The 20,451-nt window shown below is 44.7% G+C and carries 21 protein-coding genes; 7 read left to right on the top strand and 14 right to left on the bottom strand.

What is annotated here, in order from left to right:
* Positions 1 to 277: 277 nt before the first annotated feature.
* Positions 278 to 823 (top strand): gamma carbonic anhydrase family protein, encoded by a 546-nt coding sequence (locus tag JJQ94_RS05430; protein WP_099030072.1) that lies wholly within the window; start codon positions 278 to 280, stop codon positions 821 to 823.
* Here JJQ94_RS05430 and JJQ94_RS05425 read toward each other — a convergent pair.
* Positions 809 to 1,042, bottom strand: a complete 234-nt coding sequence (locus tag JJQ94_RS05425) for a DUF1488 family protein (RefSeq protein ID WP_099030071.1) — start codon at positions 1,040 to 1,042, stop codon at positions 809 to 811. The two genes, JJQ94_RS05430 and JJQ94_RS05425, sit on opposite strands and share 15 nt — an antisense overlap.
* A gap of 2 nt (positions 1,043 to 1,044) precedes the next feature.
* The gene (gene aroE, locus JJQ94_RS05420; RefSeq protein WP_099030070.1) at positions 1,045 to 1,857 is read right to left on the bottom strand and encodes a shikimate dehydrogenase; all 813 of its coding nucleotides are present in this window, start codon (positions 1,855 to 1,857) and stop codon (positions 1,045 to 1,047) included.
* A gap of 29 nt (positions 1,858 to 1,886) precedes the next feature.
* Between aroE and JJQ94_RS05415 the strand changes: the two genes are divergently transcribed.
* On the top strand, positions 1,887 to 2,336 hold the full coding sequence (locus tag JJQ94_RS05415) for a group II truncated hemoglobin (protein ID WP_099030069.1): 450 nt from the start codon (positions 1,887 to 1,889) through the stop codon (positions 2,334 to 2,336).
* 105 nt (positions 2,337 to 2,441) lie between these two features.
* Positions 2,442 to 4,049 carry a methyl-accepting chemotaxis protein gene (locus JJQ94_RS05410; protein ID WP_099030068.1) on the top strand — a complete coding sequence of 536 codons (1,608 nt, stop codon included), beginning with the start codon at positions 2,442 to 2,444 and terminating at the stop codon, positions 4,047 to 4,049.
* 48 nt (positions 4,050 to 4,097) lie between these two features.
* Here JJQ94_RS05410 and hemF read toward each other — a convergent pair whose 3' ends face one another.
* From hemF to JJQ94_RS05380, 6 genes are all read right to left on the bottom strand, one after another.
* Positions 4,098 to 5,009 carry an oxygen-dependent coproporphyrinogen oxidase gene (gene hemF, locus JJQ94_RS05405; protein WP_099030067.1) on the bottom strand — a complete coding sequence of 304 codons (912 nt, stop codon included), beginning with the start codon at positions 5,007 to 5,009 and terminating at the stop codon, positions 4,098 to 4,100.
* A gap of 8 nt (positions 5,010 to 5,017) precedes the next feature.
* A complete protein-coding gene (locus tag JJQ94_RS05400) occupies positions 5,018 to 5,596 on the bottom strand; it encodes an L-threonylcarbamoyladenylate synthase (RefSeq protein WP_099030066.1) in 579 nt (192 codons plus the stop codon).
* Positions 5,593 to 6,159 carry a DNA topoisomerase family protein gene (locus tag JJQ94_RS05395; RefSeq protein ID WP_099030065.1) on the bottom strand — a complete coding sequence of 189 codons (567 nt, stop codon included), beginning with the start codon at positions 6,157 to 6,159 and terminating at the stop codon, positions 5,593 to 5,595. The genes JJQ94_RS05400 and JJQ94_RS05395 overlap by 4 nt, the downstream gene beginning before the upstream one ends.
* Before the next feature lie 199 nt (positions 6,160 to 6,358).
* Positions 6,359 to 6,832, bottom strand: coding sequence for a DUF494 family protein (locus JJQ94_RS05390; RefSeq protein WP_010376797.1), 474 nt, complete (start codon positions 6,830 to 6,832; stop codon positions 6,359 to 6,361).
* A 4-nt stretch (positions 6,833 to 6,836) separates the two neighbouring features.
* Complete coding sequence (gene dprA, locus JJQ94_RS05385) at positions 6,837 to 7,919, bottom strand: DNA-processing protein DprA (RefSeq protein ID WP_099030064.1); 1,083 nt, start codon at positions 7,917 to 7,919, stop codon at positions 6,837 to 6,839.
* A 47-nt stretch (positions 7,920 to 7,966) separates the two neighbouring features.
* A complete protein-coding gene (locus JJQ94_RS05380; RefSeq protein WP_099030063.1) occupies positions 7,967 to 9,106 on the bottom strand; it encodes a LysM peptidoglycan-binding domain-containing protein in 1,140 nt (379 codons plus the stop codon).
* A gap of 127 nt (positions 9,107 to 9,233) precedes the next feature.
* Here JJQ94_RS05380 and def point away from each other — a divergent pair, with 127 nt between their 5' ends.
* The 4 genes from def to trkA are packed head-to-tail and all read left to right on the top strand — an operon-like array spanning position 9,234 to position 13,406.
* The gene (gene def / locus JJQ94_RS05375; RefSeq protein ID WP_099030062.1) at positions 9,234 to 9,746 is read left to right on the top strand and encodes a peptide deformylase; all 513 of its coding nucleotides are present in this window, start codon (positions 9,234 to 9,236) and stop codon (positions 9,744 to 9,746) included.
* Between the two features lie 33 nt (positions 9,747 to 9,779).
* Complete coding sequence (gene fmt, locus JJQ94_RS05370) at positions 9,780 to 10,727, top strand: methionyl-tRNA formyltransferase (protein ID WP_099030061.1); 948 nt, start codon at positions 9,780 to 9,782, stop codon at positions 10,725 to 10,727.
* A complete protein-coding gene (gene rsmB / locus JJQ94_RS05365; protein ID WP_099030060.1) occupies positions 10,724 to 12,007 on the top strand; it encodes a 16S rRNA (cytosine(967)-C(5))-methyltransferase RsmB in 1,284 nt (427 codons plus the stop codon). The genes fmt and rsmB overlap by 4 nt, the downstream gene beginning before the upstream one ends.
* 22 nt (positions 12,008 to 12,029) lie before the next feature.
* Positions 12,030 to 13,406, top strand: a complete 1,377-nt coding sequence (gene trkA, locus JJQ94_RS05360; RefSeq protein ID WP_099030059.1) for a Trk system potassium transporter TrkA — start codon at positions 12,030 to 12,032, stop codon at positions 13,404 to 13,406.
* 6 nt (positions 13,407 to 13,412) lie between these two features.
* On the opposite strand, the gene JJQ94_RS05355 is transcribed toward trkA, so the two are convergent.
* From JJQ94_RS05355 to JJQ94_RS05330, 6 genes are all read right to left on the bottom strand, one after another.
* Positions 13,413 to 14,096 carry a flagellar brake domain-containing protein gene (locus JJQ94_RS05355; RefSeq protein WP_099030058.1) on the bottom strand — a complete coding sequence of 228 codons (684 nt, stop codon included), beginning with the start codon at positions 14,094 to 14,096 and terminating at the stop codon, positions 13,413 to 13,415.
* A gap of 128 nt (positions 14,097 to 14,224) precedes the next feature.
* On the bottom strand, positions 14,225 to 14,758 hold the full coding sequence (locus tag JJQ94_RS05350; protein WP_236596548.1) for a hypothetical protein: 534 nt from the start codon (positions 14,756 to 14,758) through the stop codon (positions 14,225 to 14,227).
* A 147-nt stretch (positions 14,759 to 14,905) separates the two neighbouring features.
* Positions 14,906 to 16,357 carry a TrkH family potassium uptake protein gene (locus JJQ94_RS05345; RefSeq protein WP_099030057.1) on the bottom strand — a complete coding sequence of 484 codons (1,452 nt, stop codon included), beginning with the start codon at positions 16,355 to 16,357 and terminating at the stop codon, positions 14,906 to 14,908.
* A gap of 63 nt (positions 16,358 to 16,420) precedes the next feature.
* The gene (locus JJQ94_RS05340; RefSeq protein WP_099030056.1) at positions 16,421 to 17,038 is read right to left on the bottom strand and encodes a YigZ family protein; all 618 of its coding nucleotides are present in this window, start codon (positions 17,036 to 17,038) and stop codon (positions 16,421 to 16,423) included.
* 65 nt (positions 17,039 to 17,103) lie between these two features.
* A complete protein-coding gene (gene pepQ / locus JJQ94_RS05335) occupies positions 17,104 to 18,426 on the bottom strand; it encodes a Xaa-Pro dipeptidase (protein WP_099030055.1) in 1,323 nt (440 codons plus the stop codon).
* 94 nt (positions 18,427 to 18,520) lie between these two features.
* Positions 18,521 to 20,410: a transglycosylase SLT domain-containing protein gene (locus tag JJQ94_RS05330; protein WP_099030054.1), complete on the bottom strand. Its 1,890-nt coding sequence runs from the start codon at positions 20,408 to 20,410 to the stop codon at positions 18,521 to 18,523.
* Positions 20,411 to 20,451: the final 41 nt, after the last annotated feature.

The following is a 20,451-nucleotide window of genomic DNA, read 5'->3' as shown; positions in this document are numbered from 1 at the left end:
GAATTTCTTTAGAAGAAGCTTCTAATTTAAGTTTTACTTGACGCCAACTCGTTGCTGCTTTGCTTTTCAGCGTAGCGCCCCGTGTCAGTGGGGTCGCATTATAGGGCGATCCGATTTTAGTGCAACCCTTTTTTAAAGAAAATTGCGAAAAAACGTTTGTTCGAGCAAAAATGAAGCGAAACGCTTATTTTTGACACTTTTGCTTATCTTTTTGCAGTTTTTTCGTACTAGAGTTTTACAATTCAACACTCTACACTAGTGACACAAGACACGAGAGATGAGTAATCTAGACATGCTTAGAAGTTATAAAGGTAAATCCCCGCGCTTGGCACAAGGCGTTTATATTGATGAATCATCCGTTTTGGTCGGTGATATAGAAATTGGCGAAGACAGCAGCGTTTGGCCATTGGTTGCAGCAAGAGGCGATGTGAACTACATCAAGATAGGTAAACGAACCAATGTTCAAGACGGAAGTGTACTGCATTTAACAAGAAAGAGCGCTTTAGTACCTGACGGTTACCCGCTTATTATTGGTGATGATGTCACTGTTGGTCATAAAGTCATGTTGCATGGTTGCAAACTTGGTAATCGTATTCTTGTAGGCATGGGTGCAATTATTATGGACAACGTCACCGTAGGAGATGACGTTATTATTGGTGGTGGTGCACTTGTCCCGCCCAATAAAAATCTTGAGTCCGGCTTTTTATATGTCGGTAGTCCGGTAAAACAAGCCAGACCCCTTACAGAACAAGAGCTACAATTTTTAAAAGTGTCCGCTCAAAATTACGTGGAACTGAAAGATGAATATTTAGAGGAAAGCTAAGCTTATCTCTCCCGCCTCATTAAACGCTTCATCCTCAATTAATTGCTCAGCCTGCATTTCATAATCGAATTGGTGCTGAGCAAAGTGTGCTATTGCAGCTTCTTGCTCAAGCTTAGTTGCAATTTTACAGCGGATCAGCTGACCACTGGCCATCGCCGTAAACGTTAACACTCCTTGTTGATAACTGATGTCATCATTAAACAGTATTGCTTGGTTCATATTTACCTTCTAATAAGCCTAAATGTTTCGGACGTATCAGGTCTCACCCCTCGCCATTGGTAAAACGCTTCTGCGGCCTGCTCAACTAACATACCTATGCCATCTATCAATTGCGTTTGTTGATTATGTTGCGCCACCCAGTCTAAGAAACTTGTTTGCTGGTCGCTGTAGAACATATCGTAGGCAACTAAGCAGGATGTAATAACAGTAGGGCTAACGTCTGGCACCTCCCCTGTGATGCTTGATGAGGTGGAGTTAATCACAATATCGAAACCAATGTCAGGGGTATTGTTTAATCCACACCCTGTAACCTCTCCATACGTGGCGAATTGCTCTGCTAGTTGCAATGCTTTTGACTCAGTACGGTTGGTAACGACAATCCGTTTTGCTCCGGCCTGAAGAAGCGGATAGATACAGCCTTTGGCTGCGCCACCTGCACCAATCAATAGTACGGTAGCCCCCTCAAGTTTAGTTTGGTGTTTCACGAGATCTCGCACCAGACCTGCACCATCAGTATTATCGCCTGTAATACTGCCATCTTGCTGTTTGATTAGAGTATTGACGGCACCAGCGAGCTTAGCTCGTTCGGTGAGGGTATCTGCAAAGACAAATGCCTGCTCTTTAAAAGGTAAAGTCACATTCGCACCACAACCACCCTGGGCAAAAAATGTCGATGCAGTTTGAATAAAGGCATCTTCTGGTGCCAAAATAGCCTCGTATTCTAATTGCTGCTGGCATTGCTGTGCGAATTGCGCATGGATTGCTGGCGATTTAGAATGTTTTATCGGATTACCGAATACCGCGTATTTGTCCATCGTTATAAGAGCGCCTTGAAAGAGTCATTATGAAGCAGTTAATTAAACGTATCTTTAATAAAGATGCAACCGTAGAACAAACAAATAGTGCCCCCACTCCAGAAAAAACACCTTATGAAATCATTGGTGGAGAACAAGGCACCCGCGATCTTGCTAACCACTTTTACGATATTATGGCAACCGATCCCTATGCAAAGCCGCTTTACGATATGCATCCACAACCATTAGATAGGATCAGACAGGTATTTTTTGAATTTCTTTCTGGTTGGTTAGGCGGGCCCGATTTATTTGCAGAGAAATATGGTCACCCACGTTTAAGAATGCGCCATATGCCCTTTCCTATCGACCAAGATTTACGGGATCAATGGATGCACTGCATGAATAAAGCATTGGACTTAGAGGTAGGAAATCCATTATTAAGAGAAGGATTAAGGCAGTCCCTCGCTCAGCTTGCGACACATATGATTAATCAAGAATAAAACTAAAGTATTAGTTAATTAAAATTACACGGCTATTTTGCGCTAGGTCAAATCCCGTTCTTGAGTAGAGATGCATAATCACTGTTCTAATTGTGTACAGGTGCGATGCGTGTGAAATCTATTCAACATAAAATTTATGCGTTACTGGCAGTGACGGGCGTGCTCGTCTTGATTGCCAGTATCCTTAGTAGCAGCAGTCAACAAAAGACTCTCGCTGAAGAAACTGTCGAAAGTAATATTAAGCTACTGGCAGATAATTACTTTGATTCTATTAATACTATGATGCTGACTGGCACCATGGCAAACCGTGAAATTCTGAGTGATAAAATTCGCAATCATCCGAATATCGAGGATGCGCATATTATCCGCTCCGAGCAAGTTAATAAGCTTTACGGTCCAGGTAATGCAAATCAAGCACCTAACTCTGAGGCTGAGTTTGATGCGTTGAACGGAAGAGAAACCTTAGTTATTGAACAGCGCGACGGTAGTCGCATCATGACTTATTTAAAGCCGATGGTGGCCAAAGAAAGCTATAAAGGAACAAATTGCTTGGGTTGTCATCAGGCAAAGGAAGGCGATGTGCTCGGCGTTGTGCGGATCAGCTACTCTTTGGATGATATTGATAATACGGTACACACTAATACGTGGTTTAGCACTGCGCTTCTCTCTGCTATCTTTATTACCACATTTGTGATTTTAGGCGTGCTTTTTAGGAAGCTCTTTATAGTACGACTAAAAACGCTAGGCCGAACCATGCGCCTCGCAACGACGAATAAAGACCTATCATTACGAATAGACGACCAAGTCGATGACGAGCTTGGACGCTTGGCGATTAACTTCAATAAAATGATGGATAGCTTTAAAGACAATATTGCGCAGTTGTCCAACTCTTCGAAAATTCTTATTCACTCAGCAGAATCTATATATGCTTCAGCGGAAACTACCGAGCTGGCCATTCAAGAGCAAAAACAAGGGACGGACTCTGTTGCAGCCGCGATTAATGAGCTTGAAAGCTCTTCAAGTGAAGTAAAAAATACCACCCACTTTGCATCAGAAAAATCGGATAGCAGCAATCACCTCGCAGAGGAAAGCATGGCTGTTGCTAATCATACTGAGCAAAGTATCAACCAATTAGCACAAGATGTAAGGCAAGCTGCAGAACAAGTTTCTCAGCTTCAAGCACAAACTCTTGAAGTGGGTAAAGTACTCGAAGTGATCAGTAGTATCGCGGAGCAAACCAATCTCTTAGCGCTCAATGCAGCAATAGAGGCCGCGCGCGCCGGGGAAGCAGGAAGAGGGTTTGCGGTTGTTGCGGACGAAGTCAGAACACTTGCGACACGAACACATGACTCAACCGATGAAATCAAACGTACTATCGATAAGCTACAGTCCGAGGCACAGCAAACCGTGGCAGCAATGAGTGCTTCTTGCGAAGAAGCAGATGAGCGCGCGCATCAGGTCAAGAAAGTGGCACAAGCGCTTAAAGACATCTCGACACAGATGCACGAAATTAATGCCTTAAACCTGCAAATTGCCGATGCCACTGAGCAACAAAACTTGGCCGCTGAAGAAATCAATCGTAGCGTAGTGGCGATTAGTGATAATGCTGAGCGCTCGCTAGTTGATGCCCATGGCTCTAAACAGATCAGCGAAGAGTTGCTCACCCTTGCGCGCGATTTGGATGAGCAAGTGCGCGGATTTAAATTAAATTAAGTGAACCGCTAAAAGTAAAAAAGGAGCCTCGGCTCCTTTTTTACTCTATTACATCGCCAACCAATTCTTTGGCGTAAGATAATTATACAACTCAGCTTCTTTCGATCCAGGCTCTGGCTGGAAGTCATACTCCCAACGTGCCAATGGTGGCATCGACATTAAAATAGACTCGGTACGTCCACCTGTTTGTAGACCAAACAATGTGCCTCGATCCCATACCAAATTAAATTCAACGTAACGGCCTCGGCGATATAGCTGGAATTGACGCTCTTGTTCGCTATACGGTGTATCTTTGCGTTTTTCAATAATAGGCAGATAAGCATCAAGGAAGCCATTGCCAACAGCTTGCATAAACGCAAAGCTCTTTTCAAAGCCCCATTGATTTAGGTCATCAAAGAATAGACCACCCACACCTCGAGTCTCATCTCGATGTTTTAAATAAAAATATTCATCACACCACTTTTTGTAGTCACCGTATACCGCGTTACCAAATGGTGCGCACAAATCCTTTGCAACTTGGTGCCAGTGCTTCACATCCTCAAGAACTGGATAAAATGGCGTTAAATCAAAACCACCACCAAACCACCAAATCGGCTCTTCGCCTTCTTTCTCAGCAATAAAAAAACGCACATTGGCATGGCTAGTTGGAATATTGGGATTCTTCGGGTGGATCACTAAAGATACCCCACAGGCATGGAAGCTTCTGCCTGCTAACTCTGGACGGTGCGCCGTCGCTGAGGCTGGCATAGAAGCGCCAAAAACATGTGAATAGTTTACCCCGCCTTGCTCAATAACATCGCCATTACGGATCACGCGAGTGCGACCGCCACCACCTTCAGCACGCTCCCAGGCATCTTCAACAAACTGAGCGTTACCATCGGCAGCCTCTAAGCCTTGGCAGATATTATCTTGTAGTTGTAATAAAAAGGCTTTTACGGTCTCTAGGTTTATTTTACTCATGGTACTTTTTATCCTCGGATCACTTGGCCAGTCATTGCATTTTTAATGACGCTTGGGGTCGTATTACCACCTAACTCACCTTCAACATAATAGCCAACTTGCGAGCCAAACTGGCTACGAGCTTCCGACAACGAAACAACTGGAGTTTGACCAGTTACATTGGCACTGGTAGAAACGATCGGCTTACCAAAGCGTTGACACAATTGCTTTACAATGGGATGGCTAGTAACACGAATAGCGATAGTGTCGTGTCCCCCAGTTAACCAATGCGGCGTACTGGCTTTCGCTGGCAATAACCAAGTAATGGCGTCTGGCCATGACGAAAAAATATCAGCGCGCTTATCCATCGGGATTTTATTGTCATCCACATAAGGCAAACATTGACCATAATTGTCGGCGATTAAGATTAACCCTTTTTCTATGGGTCGAGATTTGATTGTTAGCAACTTAGTGACCGCATCTTGGTTATCAGGATCACAACCTAAACCATAAATGGCTTCCGTTGGATAACAGATCACTTCGCCAGCTTGAAGTGCTGACTCAGGCGTTGTTATTGTCGCAGCATCCGCTTTATTGTCATTACTCACGGTATTTCCACTATCTTTTGACATGATTTCTGCGGGCATTGTAGCACAGCTTTACCCGCTCGGGTTTTCTCCACCAGCACGGGCCAATGACACTCAGGGCAAGTCTGCTCTACAGGCTTGGCGTTCAAGGTATACTTACAACTTGGGTAAGTGTCACAGCTATAAAAGTGTTTACCAAACTTATTTTTACGCTGAATTAGGTTGCCTTTTTGACATTTTGGACACGCAGGTAACACCGCTGTTGGTGGCGCATCTTCATGACCAATATAGTGGCAATCAGGATACCCCGTACAGCCAATAAACATGCCATAGCGACCATTTTTTATCACTAGATCTTTGCCGCATTCAGGACAAGCCACATCTTCTAGCACTTTAATTACATGGCTATCATGATGTGCGAGTGGGCGAATATAATCACAAGTTGGGTAGCTAGCGCAGCCAATAAATGGACCATTTTTACTGTTTTTGATTACCAGCTCAGAGCCACATTCTGGGCATACTTCATACTCTTTTTCTAATGCATGTTTGTCTGCATTAAATAATGCATGATCTATTTTACTCATCGCTTTACCACCGCCCCTTTGTGCAAGTATGCGCCTAATATAATCGCCTCGTTTTTAGGGTCAAGGAAATGATGGAAATTCCCCCTTGCAAGTATTTGATATCAGCGTTTTCAACTAAGCAGGAAACATTATTTGAAAGGTGGTAAGCTGAGGTCAAGACCTCAACTTACCGAAGTAAACTTATCTTGCTAGAGCAGAGTTAATGAACTACAGATGCAGGCTCGGTAAAAATCAGATCTTCCATCTGCGCATAAGCATGTTCTTTACCCGGCACATTAAATAGCACCATTAGTATCACCCACTTTAAATCATCTAGGCTGATATAGGTTTTATCCAACGCGAATAAGCGATCCATCACCATTTCTCTGGTGGTACTGTCAATCACTCCGACTTGTTCCACAAACATTAAAAAACCACGGCTTTCAACGTCTAGCATATTGCATTCGCTGTCGGTGTAGATCCGTGTTGCATGGTCCGGTTTAGCATTTAAATAGGGGTTTTCGTCACTGTGTTGTAAATCTGCAAGTTGCTCAAGCCAATCAAGCGCTTTGTATATTTCGCCTTGATTAAAGCCGGCGCGAAGGAGTTCATCGGTGAGTTCATTTTGTTCGACAAAGATTTCTGCCTCACTGTGAATATAGTTCTCAAATAAATACATTAAAATATCAAACATCTTCTTAACCCCTCGCGAGTTTTATGTAGCCGTCGAGTACACGCTCTACTTTATCTTCGAGTTCTAGGTCCAATAGTCTGGCAATCACCTGCTCTACTGGCCACTGGGTCCTTTGCGTTAAAGTGTCGACTGACGTCACCTCAAAGCCAAGGTTTTCTAATACGGGACATTGCTCCTCTTTTTGCTCCCCTATTTCTATACTATATAGACTGTTTTCACAAAAAAAGCTCACTTCTTCCAAAATATCCTCAATATTTTCGGTGAGTTTTGCCCCTTGCTTAATCAGGTAATGACAACCGCTACTTAATCGATTTTTAATTGAGCCCGGGATCGCAAACACTTCTTTGTTTTGCTCCAGTGCATAGCGTGCGGTAATTAGCGAACCACTTTTTACTTCTGCTTCAACCAACAAGACGCCCAAAGACAAACCCGAGATAATGCGATTACGCCGTGGAAAGTGGTTACTATTTGCTGGAGTATTTGGTAAGAATTCACTCACCACCAAGCCATGCTGCACGATGTCTTCATAAAGCCGTTGGTGGCGTTTGGGGTAAACAACATCAACACCTGTCCCTAGCACGGCAATAGTTCCTCCTTGAACATCCAGTGCACCTTGGTGCGCTGCGCCATCAATCCCTCTTGCCATACCCGACGTGACCACCAACCCCGAGCGACTTAAGCCCTGTGCAAATTCATGTGCAAGCCCAAGCCCAGTTCTCGTTGAACTGCGACTACCGACAACCGCAATTTGTGGTTGTTTTAATAACGCAATATTCCCTTTGCAAAATAGCACTAAGGGAGGGTTACAGATCTCTTTCAGTTGCTTTGGGTATTCAGGAGAAAACAAAGATACGACATAAATTTGCTGATGTTTACAGTAGGTCAATATGCGCTCAATACGAATCCAGTCGGTACGTGCTAAGCTGGCAGCTACATTTTCTTGTAGCCCAAGCTTGCAAAGCTCAACCTGACTTAATGTGAATAATTGCGCAATGGGGACTTGATTAAGTAATGCGGTGATCGTTTTGATACCCAGTCCTTGGCACAGGGTTAATGCCAAAGCTTGAGCTTGTTCAGTTTGTTTCATACTCTCTCCTTGAGCTTACTGATTCACTCAAGGAGAAATTCTACCACCTAGTTTTTGGTGGTTTCCTTGAATGCTTGTACATAATCACCAACGCGGATCGGCTCCGACGTTTCAACAACCATAGCGTAGCTTAAGTCTTGGTACACTTTAAAGACCATCAGCTCACCGACTTTTTCCTTTGGCATGTGCCATACCACGCTATCGTCGTCATTTTCCTCACCAAACCAAGATCCCATTTCGGTGATCATTTTGTCGAGTCGTGATGCGTCTTCAATATAGCGCGGACCGTGCTGGCTTTCTATAACTGTAGGCGATTGCCTTACAATATCAAGAATATGTCCCTCTTTTAGCTGTGCTTTACTTCCCACATCAAGTACCACAACACTCATGGTACTAAACTCTCTAAGTTTATTATCGCTAGCAATAATGCGGCCCGAAGTTTGCTGCTCTGGGCGGGACATAGAAAACTGTGCTGGAAAGCTTTGTCCTGTAGATATAGGCAGTACAATATCCCCGGCTCTAACCTCTTGTTTGGCAACTTCTAACTGTAGCTTTGCCGGACGCCCTGCTGCTAGATCACCTTGCTCAACCACATGACCGGTACCAACCAGCACCGCCTCCATACCTAGTTGCTGTTGGTTATCCAACTCACGGTAGATTTCGCCGCGGCGATAGATGGCATAGTGTCCACCTTTTACTAAATCAGCTTTAACGTACAAAAGATGACCCGGAGTCGCATTTTTAATATTGCGATTAGCTCCCAGTACAATTGGGCTATCAGAAAACTCCGACTCAGAAAGTGCTTGCTCAAAACGCAAAAAAGGTTCCATGATGGGTAGTGGCAAGGTAGGAATGGCAGCCGCTTTTTGGTTAACAATGCGCGTATGCGGTGACAGCTTCTTCACACCTTTGTCTAACACCAGCATAGGATTACCATTTTCGTCGTAGAGTAGCTTAAGACTATCTCCCGGATAAATCAGATCTGGGTTTTGAATACTAGGGTTCCACTGCCACAATTGCTTCCACTTCCACGGAGAACGCAAGTACATTTTTGAAATATCCCACAAGGTATCGCCTTTTTTCACCACATAACGCTGCGGCGCATCTGCTTTTACAGCCAAAGTGTCCGCTTTCACAGAGAAAACTGAGCAGCTAGCGAGTATTAATGCAGCAATCGGATATTTCATGATGGCTTCCTTGTGGTTATTTTTGGTTATTATCCACCAAAACCTGTTAAAGGGGAACTTGAATGGCTAAAATAAGACCATACACTAGCTTACAACAGCTTACACGATAAATTGATTTAGGGTAATCATGGCTATATTAGAAGTTTTAAAGTTTCCAGATGAGCGTTTACGCACTGTTGCACAGCCTGTAGCAGAGGTTAATGACGAAGTACGTCAAATAGTTAAAGACATGCTGGAAACGATGTATGATGAAAATGGTATCGGCCTTGCGGCTACGCAAGTTGATATTCATCAGCGCATCGTCGTTATTGACGTTTCTGAAGAGCGCGACGAACCGCGCGTATTAATCAACCCAGAAATAACCAAACGCGATGGTTCTACTGTGAGTGAAGAAGGCTGCTTGTCAGTGCCATATTCATACGCAAAAGTAGATCGCGCTGAAACCGTAACGGTAAAGGCAACAAACGAACATGGTGAAATGTATGAGTTAGACGCAGATGGTTTGCTTGCCGTTTGCATTCAACACGAATTAGACCATTTAGTTGGTAAGCTATTTATCGATTACCTATCGCCACTAAAGCGTGATCGTATTCGTAAGAAGCTTGAAAAAGAAGCTAAGTTCGCTGCAAAGCAAGCTTAACCAATCTCCAACCAACTGATTTTAGGGTATTTCGTGAGTAATCCTTTGCGTATCGTTTTCGCAGGCACGCCTGATTTTGCAGCGCGCCACCTTGACGCTCTTATACAATCACAACATGACATCGTGGCAGTGTACTGCCCACCCGACCGCCCAGCTGGGCGCGGGAAAAAGCTCAAAGCATGTGAAGTAAAAGTGTTAGCACAAGAACACAACCTGCCAGTGCTACAACCGCAATCATTAAAAACATCGGAAGCACAGGCAGAACTAGCTGCACTTGATGCCGATGTCATGATTGTTGTTGCCTACGGAGTATTATTACCAAAAGCCATTTTAGATACTCCTCGACTTGGCTGCCTGAATGTTCATGGCTCAATTTTACCACGATGGCGAGGCGCAGCCCCCATTCAGCGTGCTATTTGGGCTGGCGACAATGAAACAGGCGTAACCATCATGCAAATGGATGAGGGTCTAGATACCGGTGATATGTTGCACATCGCCCGCTGCCCTATTACGGCTACTGATACCAGTGCAGATCTCTACAACAAGCTTGCTGAACTAGGCCCTGACGCGCTTATTGATACGCTAGCACGCTTATCTGCGGGCGAGATCACGCCAGAAAAGCAAGACGATACGCTAGCGAATTATGCTAAGAAACTAAGCAAAGAAGAAGCCGACATTGACTGGCAGATGGAAGCTGCGCAAATTGAACGTAACATCCGCGCATTTAATCCATGGCCGGTTTGCTTTACCAATATGGCGGGTAACAGCGTCAAGATTTGGCAGGCGAAGGTAGTTGACGAGCAAGGTGATGCAGGACATGTGCTACGTGCAGACAAGCACGGTATCGTAATTGCCTGTGGCACACAGGCATTGGAAATTCACACTTTGCAACCACAAGGTAAAAAGCCCATGTCTGCACAAGACTTTTTGAATGGTCGAGCCGACTGGGTAGCAATTGGTGCTAAGGTTGGTGAAGCGTGAGTAATGTACGCGCACTCGCTGCCCAAACCCTATTTCAAGTCGTCGATAAAGGCGCGTCGTTAAGTGCTCAATTACCACTTGCCACAAGCCAGTTAGACGGCAAAGACAAAGCCTTGCTACAGCAAATTTGCTACGGCGTATTAAGATACTTGCCTTCGCTTGAACACTATTGCCAGCAATTACTTGAGCAACCGCTTAAAGGTAAGCGCCGTGTTTTCCAGTTCTTGCTGTATGTGGGTATTTACCAACTGCAACATATGCGCGTTCCTGCTCATGCGGCGGTAGCCGAGACTGTAAACGCGCTTACACCACTAAGAGCGCCAGGTATGAAAGGGTTGGTTAATGCAATTTTACGCAACTTCCAACGTCATCAGGTCGAACTAGAAACCAGTGCTGCCGAGATCCCAGCTTGTTTATACAATCACCCAGGCTGGTTCATCAATCAACTAAAAGCGGCTTACCCAACTCAATGGCAAGCTATTTTAGAAGCGAATCAACAACAAGCACCAATGTGGCTGCGTGTAAACCAATCCCAATTCTCTACTGCCGACTACGCAGCAATGCTAGACCAAGAAGGGGTAGCCTATCAGCTTCATAGCGAATACCCAGACGGGATCTTGCTTGATAGCCCAATAGACGTTTATGCGCTACCACAATTTGCCGCTGGCGCTTGCTCAGTGCAAGATGCCGCCGCCCAAAAAGCCGCGAGATTATTAGCGCCACAAGCGGGTGAAAATATCCTTGATGCTTGTTCCGCCCCAGGCGGTAAGACTTGCCATATTTTGGAGTTAGCAGACGCCAAAGTGACCGCAATTGATACTGATGGTGATCGCTTGCAACGTGTGGAGCAAAACCTTGAGCGTATCGGATTATCGGCCAAATGCCTTGAGGGCGATGCAAGCGACCCTGAAGCATGGTGGGACGGCGAGCAATATGATCGCATCTTATTGGATGTACCTTGCTCTGCAACTGGCGTTATTAGACGACACCCTGACATCAAATGGCTAAGACGTGCTTCTGATATTGATAACTTGGTGACGTTACAGGCACAAATTATTGATAAAATCTGGCCATTGCTTAAGCCCGGTGGCACACTAGTTTATGCTACCTGCTCGGTACTACCACAAGAGAACCAGCAACAGATCGCACGCTTTCTTTCTGTGACCCCTGATGCGACGCTTGTACCTTTGCATGATGCAGACACACAAACACAACCTGGCTTGCAGCTATTACCCGGATTGAGTGATGGGTTTTACTACGCAAAGTTGACAAAACAATAATAGAAAATCGACCGTAACCAATATGAAAATCATCATCTTAGGCGCCGGCCAAGTCGGCGGGACACTGGCAGAAAACCTCGTCGGTGAAGAAAATGAAATTACCGTTGTCGACATCGATGGCGAGCGCTTAAGAGAGCTGCAAGACAAATACGATCTACAGGGGGTCACTGGCCACAGTGCTCACCCTGAGATCTTACGTCAAGCAGGTGCTGAAGACGCCGACATGATAATCGCAGTAACCAGCTCGGATGAAGTTAATATGATTGCGTGTCAGGTTGCCTATAGTATTTTCAATACGCCGACCAAAATTGCTCGGATCCGCTCTGAGCAATACTTAAAGTACAAAGAAAAGCTGTTTCACAATGACGACTTACCGGTCGATCATTACATAGCACCGGAGCAGCTAGTAACGCAATATATCCGCAGGCTAATAGATTACCCAGGCGCTTTGCAGGTGTTGCAATTTGCAGAGGGCATGCTGTCACTCGTGGCGGTTAAAGCTTATTACGGCGGCTTACTCGTTGGCTATGCACTTTCTGCATTAAAAGAGCATATTCCAAACGTCGACACCCGCGTTGCCGCTATTTATCGCCAAGGCAAAGCCATCAAGCCACTCGGCACCACCGTAATTGAAGCCGATGATGAAGTCTTCTTTATCGCCGCAACTAAGCATATTCGCGCGGTCATGAACGAGCTACAAAAGCTCGAACGCTCTTACAAGAAAATTATGATTGCCGGTGGCGGTAACATAGGTGCGGGATTGGCCAGTTCATTAGACAAAAACCATAGCGTCAAGCTCATTGAACGCAATCAAGCTCGTGCCACACAATTGTCTGAAATGCTCGATAATACGGTGGTTTTTTGTGGCGATGCCTCAGACCAAGAACTGTTATCAGAAGAACATATAGAACAAGTAGACGTGTTCATCGCGGTGACGAACGACGACGAAGCCAACATTATGGCTGCGATGCTTGCAAAACGTATGGGCGTACAAAAGACCATGGCGCTTATTCAACGTGGTGCCTATGTCGACCTCGTACAAGGTGGCGACATTGATATTGCTATCTCACCACAGCAAGCGACTATCTCAGCGCTACTAACCCATGTTCGCCGTGGTGATATCGTTAATGTTTATTCATTGCGTAAAGGTGCTGCAGAGGCCATTGAAGCTGTCGCACATGGCGATGAAAACACTTCTAAGGTTGTCGGTCGTGCAATTCGAGATATTAAATTACCACCAGGTGCAACTATCGGCGCAATTGTCCGTGATGAAGATGTACTGATCGCTCATGACGATACCATTATTCTCTCTGGCGACCATGTGATCATGTTCCTGATCGACAAAAAGCAAATAGGTGTTGTGGAAAAACTCTTCCAAGTAAGCGCTTTATTCGTTTAAAGCGCCCTAGGTATCTTGTTGGTCTTGAAAAATAGACAAGTCGATTAGGTAATCTTTTAATACGCTACGGATTATGTCCGCATCTGAAGTTAAATGAATACCTAAAGAGACGATTTGTTCATGACTTTTTATGCGTCGAATATCCCCCTCTAGCGTGATCTGATTCCCTTCTTTTCCTTCAATGAAAACCTCACATTTCAGCCCCTCTTCCATATGCTCGGCATCAATCGACGTTAAGTCTAGCTGTAAACCAGCAAGTGAAATGTCTTTTATTACCCCAACATCTTTACTGCCATGGCAGTGAAATTTTGCGGGGATTAAGGTTGGCACCCGGTTTTGCGAGCGGAGTTTGTAGGTTTGTACTTTTTCGGGTAAATAAAGAAAAATAAGCCGCGCGGGATGGACTGAGACCGCTTTTATTTGCGATTTGAATGCAATGACTTGGCCATCACCATTCTCGAGCAAAGCTCGGACGATAACCGAAGTCCCTTCCATCACAAAGTCCAGCGCCGCGCCTAATCGCTTAGGGTTGGGATGGTTAAGAATTAAAAATGCCCCTTGGAGCATACCGACGTATTCTGTTTTTACTCTTTTGCTATTTGCCGGTAAACAAATTTCTAAATCAACAATACTTCCAGCGGTGATAGCGGTGAGCAAAGTATCTTGCTCAACCTCCTGAGTTTTTAACATAGGTCCAACCCTTCCTGAGTTCACTCTACTACTTTTTTATTGTAGCAGTTTTAGCGGAAGGCCATTTAAAACTGAATTCAAATTAATTACAACTCTTCGATCACCAACAATACCTAAAAAAGGGTCAATTATTTTACTAAAAAGTGGCTTTTTAGCATTATTGCGCCATCTCTTAGCGTCATCATTCTACTTTGTACTTCGAGTGAACTTTGTGGCAATGCGAGCTCTTCAGCTTCAATAAACAACATCATAGGTTCACTATTGCGCTTAGCAACAAATAATATGCCCGAGACATCACGCTTGAATAAACAGCTCACTCCCTCAGTCTCAAAATCATCGACAATTGCTGGTATCTGGCGCTTTTGCCAGAGCTCATTTTCTGAGATCACTTGAACAACGAAACGCGCACCGCTCTCACAGCCAACTTGATGAAATAAGTCATAGCTCTGGGCACGACCTAATGTAAGCTGATTAAGCTGCAAGTAACCGACTTCATCGATTAAGCTATTCAACTGTATTACGCTTCGTTCTATAAGCTGCATACCTAAACCCTGCTCATGGCTAGCAGCAAATCCCTTTATCACTTTAAATCCTTTATCTGAAAAGCATGTGGCAAGCAAGATGGTCACCTCCAAGTTAAATCGTTGTAAAAATATTGACACTTGAAAACCCCGAAAATCCGAGTTTTTGAAATTTTTATTAACTTTTTCTTTGCGAAGTTCAAAAATAAGATGACAGTTCGTCACACGAAGACAAGAGCATTTTGCGAGCGGGCTTTCAGCAATGAAAGCCAACTCAATTGGGCGTGGTTAACCACGCCAGAAGGTAGGAGTGAACAGCACTAACAGTGTGAAAATTTCCAAACGACCAAAAACCATAGCAAGCGTAAGGATCCACTTTGCGGCATCGCTAATATCGCCGTAGTGTGCTGCAACGCTTCCCAATCCTGGGCCCAGGTTATTTAGGCAAGCCGCAGTTGCTGAAAATGCAGTAATGTTATCGAGTCCCGTCCCCAGCAATGCAATCATAATAATCACAAACACCAGTGCATAAGCCGAAAAAAACCCCCACACCGCTTCAACCACTTTATCAGGCAATGCCTTTCGACCCAATTTTATCGAGTAAATAGCGCGTGGATGCACTAAACGATTAAGCTCACGGATCCCCTGCAAATAGAGTAAGAAGACACGCACAACCTTCATCCCGCCACCCGTAGAGCCTGCACAGCCACCAATGAAGCTAGAGAAAATCAAGAGAATAGGTAAAAACAGCGGCCAGGTTGAGAAACTATCGGTCGCAAAACCTGCGGTGGTACTAATTGACACAGCCTGAAACATCGCTTGATCTAAGGTCTCATCACCCGTTTCATAGACATTGTTTGACGACAATACCGCAAAACAAATCACCACCAACGCTAATTGGATAAACAGAAAGACTTTAAACTCAGGATCTCGCAAATAGGCTTTAATATTGCGACTCGATACAGCAGCATAATGTAGCGAGAAGTTAATGGCAGCAATCAACAAGAAGACGACGCAAATAACGTTGATAAATGGGTTATCGAAGTAACCCATAGAAGCATCATAGGTTGAGAAGCCACCGATGGCTATCGTAGCAAACGCATGACAGATAGCATCAAACCAATTCATTCCTGCTACCCAGTATGCCACCGTACATGCGGCTGTTAGAGACACGTAGATATACCATAGGTGCTTGGCCGTATCTGCAATGCGCGGTGTCATCTTTGAGTCTTTAACTGGACCTGGCGTTTCTGCGCGATATAACTGCATGCCACCAACACCAAGCATAGGGAGAACTGCTACGGCCAATACAATGATCCCCATACCACCTAGCCACTGTAGCTGTTGGCGATAGAATAATACCGCTTTAGGTAAATGTTCTATGCCCGTCAATACCGTTGCTCCAGTAGTTGTCAGCCCAGAAAAAGCTTCAAAAACGGCATCTGCGAGGGATAGATTCGGTTTATCTAAGAAAATGAGCGGTAATGATGCAAACGACCCCAGTACCAGCCAGAATAAGACAACGATTAAGAAGCCCTCTCTGGCTTTAAGATCGCCGTTTTCCTTGCGGTTTGGGTAGTACGCAAACAGGCCCATTAGCACACTAAAAATGAAAGCTAAAACAAAAGGTACACCACCACCATCTTTGTATATCAAAGATACAATGGCTGGTGGCACCATAGTGATACTAAATAGAGCGACTAACTGCCCGAGTATTTTTATTATGGTACGAAATTGCATTTTGTACGCTGCGCTTTTTGTTATTTAACCAGAGGTTAATTAGTGAATGTAAAGAAGTAGAGCCTACTCCTTGAGTTGCTTAAATAATACAACACCATTGGTTAATTCATAAATAGCATCAATGATTTGTTGTGTTTCACGACTATCTACTGCTATTTGCCAGGTAATATTAGCAGCGTATTCTTTATCTAAATTTAGCACTGTAAACTGACTTTGTAATAGCTGCTCTATCACACCTTGAAGATGGTAATCACTGTGGCCAACAATAATAGAAGCCGGTACCTTTTTAGTCGTGCTTAGCTGTGCTAAAGCGTTATTAAGCGTGCCACCATAGGCTCTAACCAATCCCCCAGTGCCGAGCTTAATACCGCCGAAATAACGCGTCGTCACCGCAGTGATCTCACCAATCCCTGATCCCATCAGAACATTGAGCATTGGCTTACCAGCCGTCCCGTTTGGCTCGCCATCATCAGAAAACCCTAATACATGGCTGCCACCTGGGGGGCCGGCAATATGGGCCCAACAATTGTGTCTTGCATCGGGATACGCGTCATTAATCTGTTTAATAAACGCTTTAGCATCTTCGATGGTTGGCGTGTGGGCCAAATGCACGATAAACGTGCTTTTCTTAATTTCCTCATGATGACTCAGTGGTCCACTCGGAATGAAATATTCAGACATAATGTTCCAAACTAAAAGGGAGCCAATCGGCCCCCAAATACTTGCATTTAGTGCTAGAAGTCAGCTTACTCGAGACCGAGAACTCGCGTCATATTTTCTAGTCTATCTTCATGCACAATGATGTTATCTTCAATACGGATACCACCGTAAGGCTTCAGTGCATCAATCTTATCCCAATTGATATACTGTTTGTTATCTGTTTGCGCCAAGTCTTCCAACAATGAATCGATGAAGTATAACCCAGGCTCAATAGTGAACACCTGATTAGCCTCTATCTTACGAGTACAACGCAAGAACGGGTGGCCTTCAGGTGGTGCTTGGTGCGTACCGGCTTCATCAGCCATGAATCCGCCCATATCGTGTACTTGTAGACCAATATGGTGACCGAGACCATGAGGGAAGAAAGTGGAAGAAATTCCCTTCTCGACGATGGCCTGAGCATCAAGCTTAACAATACCAAAGTCACTCAGCACTTGCGCCACGCGATTGTGACAATCGATATGCAGCTCACCGTATAGTTTGCCCGGTTGCAATGCTTTGCCCAACTCAATTTGGTGAGCGTTCATGACTTTCACCAACTCGGCAAACTCACCTTGCTTAGCAAAATCATAAGTACGGGTAATATCTGACGCATAACCGTTAAAGTTTGCACCGGCATCAATCAAAAATGACAAGTGCCTACTCGGCGCTTTACGCTCAAAATGGGTGTAGTGCAAAATCGCACAATTTTCATTCAAGGCGACAATATTGCCATATGGTGTATCGTTTTCCATATGCTGAGTTGCACTTAGATAAGCTTGTTGAATTTCAAACTCGGAGCCACCAGCAAAGAAGGCATCGCGCGCCGCCATGTGGCCAAGCACACCAAGGCGGCTTGCTTCACGTAAACATGCCATTTCATACTGAGTTTTATATGCACGATGATAATGCAAGAAGTTCATCACCGGCTCTGGATTCACTTGAGTAAAGCCAAGCGCTTGTGCAACCTCTAAATATTCACCGATATAGGCATAGTTTGCTTTGTCGTATGGCAGTAGCTGTTCAACCTGATCTGGCTTAACTAGCAGTTGAATATCAAAATACTCTGCCCAAAAATCTCTCGGCTCATCTGGCACTTTATGCCAAAAATCAACCGGACGATAAAAAATGAGTTTCGGCTTGTCACTGCCATTGACCACAATCCAGCAATGCGGATTATCGATAACAGGCAACCAAGCTTTAAATTGCGGGTTAACTTTAAACGGATAGTACATATCATCAAGGAATTGACGCTTTGCTTGCCCCGAATGGATCACAAGCCCATCCAGTCCTTCTCTATCTACTATCGTTCTTGTACGCTGTTGCAACGTGGCAATATGCTCTGCGTATAAATTTGCTAACTTATCCATGGTGTACCCATTTTCAAAAATTCACATACTATCGAGTCTATCATAGCTGCTACCTAAAAACGACGAACTGAGTCTAAGCACCAGCCATGTGCGGTTATTTCACAATTTTCATATCCAAGATACTTGCCAATATGTTGCCATCACGACCAAGACGGGCATGGTAAACCTGTCGATATGCCATCACATTTTTCACGTAGTCACGTGTTTCTCGGTATGGTATTAGCTCAATCCAAAGCTCAGCAGGCATGGCCTCTGAAGGCAGCCAACGCTTAATTCTATGGTAGCCCGCGTTGTACGATGCTGTCGCCAAAATCTCATTCCCGGCATTTTTACGCTTCAGATACTCTAAATAACTGGTCCCCAAACGAATGTTCGTGGCCGGATGATATAGGCGGTTTTTTGCCACGCGCTTACGGTTGTTGACGTATTTGGCGGTGCTTGGCAGCAGCTGCATTAAACCGTGAGCATCCGCACTTGAGCGTGCATCCGGTGCGAAAGAGCTTTCCCGGCGAGCAATCGCGATGCTCCATGCGACATCGACTCGATTACGCTCACTATATTTAGTGAACAGATCTTTAAACGCCATCGGGAAACGCAAATCAACGTAATCCCATGCTTTGATCTGTGCAAGGGTAAAAATAGTGCTGTCGTACCAATCAAATTCAGCAGCCAATATGGATGCTGCAAGCTTTTCCTCTTTGCTTGAAGTGTTAGTGAGATAGTTCCACTCTCGACGTGCTTGAGTATATCTTTCCAGTTCGTATAAAGCCTTTGCTCGCTTAAAACCAGGCGCATGAGATACTCGTTCTACAATGCTGGGGTCAACATTTAACGGCTCTTCATTCAGTGAGACTGGTAATCCTAAGCGTGCAGCAGCCAAAAAACCGTAGTAATCACGCTCTTTTGCTAATTGCTGCCAAATCTCATTAGCCTTTGCCAACTCGTCACGCTTCGCGAGGCTATATGCAAGCCAGTATTGCTGACCATTGCTAAGCTGCTCGTGACCCACGAACAAGGCCGAGATCCCTTCCCAATCTTGCTCTTTCAGCATGTTACTCATCAGCCACTGGAGTAGCTTTTTGTCCTGCAGCGATTTAGGGACTTTATTTAGCCAAAACCGTGCATCTTCATGGCCTTTAGACGCAAGCGCCAGAGCAAAACGATAAGCAACGCTATCCTTTTGCTGCTGGGTAAAGGTAAACATATCCTGCATCTTCTGCCAGGCACGCAGCGCTAAATCAGGATCACGCCAAACTAGGCGCCTTACACCATATACCGCAATTTCGGCTTCTTTTTCGGTGCGTTTACTAAAACGATAAAGCCCGGCAGCCGCACTCGGATCTTGGCGAACCTTTTTATAAAGCTCGGCAAGATACGCCTCATTTTTTGGTAGCAGCTTCTCAAGATAATCTAGCAGTGACGTTTGACCGGATTGCGCGGCACTGGAAATACGCTGCCAAACTCGCTCAGGCGTCCTATACCCGGCTTTTTGCCATTGATTAAAAAGACTATCACAGGCTTTGGGCTGAGACTTTCCCACCGTCCAAATATCGGTTACCTGATCAAGAATGGCTTTTTTCGGTGCGCCTAAGTCCAACTGATAAGCTAAATAAGTACACTTGAGTTCAATATCGCTGGTCTCACGATAGAACTCAATGAATCGTGCTTTCTTTTTATGACGCTTTAAATAATCGAGCCAAGCGGAGCGCACTGGCCATTCTAATGGGGTGTGTTCGTATACCGTTAAAAAATGCTGAATTTCTTGCTGGTACTTGAGCTTAGGATGACGTTCATAAAACGCCTTTTCAACGTACGGCTTAAGTGGGTGATCGAGCTGTGCTGTTGCCGCTTTAAAATTACTATAATTACCAGACCAAGCAATACGCTCAGCCTCTTTAAATTCGTCGTGAGTGCTATCGGCTGCACAGAGCCAGCTCACCATACATAAGCTGCCTGCAGCTAAGCGGGGTAACCAATATGTCATGCAAACCCTTTTTTATCTGCCAAAAGAATACACACCTAAAT

This window comes from Pseudoalteromonas sp. GCY (assembly GCF_016695175.1).
GTDB lineage: Bacteria > Pseudomonadota > Gammaproteobacteria > Enterobacterales > Alteromonadaceae > Pseudoalteromonas.
The sequence above is the reverse complement of the archived record's forward strand: the minus strand, read 5'-3'. Positions and strand labels throughout refer to the sequence as shown.